The organism is Verminephrobacter aporrectodeae subsp. tuberculatae At4 (assembly GCF_000193225.1).
GTDB classification, from domain to species: Bacteria; Pseudomonadota; Gammaproteobacteria; order Burkholderiales; family Burkholderiaceae_C; genus Acidovorax; species Acidovorax aporrectodeae.
In genome coordinates, this window is record NZ_AFAL01001040.1 from 1 (window position 1) to 618 (window position 618).

The 618-nt window shown below is 72.8% G+C and carries 1 protein-coding gene; it reads left to right on the top strand.

The window, feature by feature from the left end:
• Positions 1 to 153 precede the first annotated feature (153 nt).
• On the top strand, positions 154 to 618 hold a 465-nt coding region (locus VTU_RS0124795), incomplete at its 3' end, for an urease accessory protein UreD (protein WP_010110628.1).

A 618-nucleotide genomic window follows, 5' to 3' on the forward strand; every position in this document is an offset into this window, starting at 1 on the left:
CGGGACGGTCTGGCGGGGTGGGATTCATCGGGCATGCTGCGCACTCCAGGCGGGACCGATTATTCACCATCGGAACACCCGCCCCAGGCCGCGGCAGGGCGCTGCTGCCGGTGATAATCGGCCGCCCGCAGCAGCCCCCTCCCCCCCCCCCACATGCCCTGGCACGCCAGCCTGCAACTCGACTACACGCTGGAGCACGCGCGCACCGTGGCGCGCTTTGCGCACGACGGACCGTTGCGTATCTTGCAAGGCCTGTACCCGGAGGGCGGCGGCATTTGCCACAACGTGATCGTGCACCCCCCGGGCGGGCTGGTCGGCGGCGACACGCTGGACATCACGGCCTCGGTCGGCTCCGGCGGGCACGGGCTGCTCACCACGCCGGGCGCCGCGCGGTTCTACCGCTCCACCGGCGACCCGGCGCGCCAGCGCACCCGGCTGTCCCTGGCCGCAGGGGCGCGGCTGGAGTGGCTGCCGCTGGAGGCGCTCTGCTACAACGCCTGCAACGCCGAAAACCACCTCACGCTGGACCTTGCACCCGGCGCCGAATGCATGGGCTGGGACGTGACCGCGCTGGGCCTGCCGCATGCCGGTCGGCCGTTCGAGGCCGGGCGCTTCGTG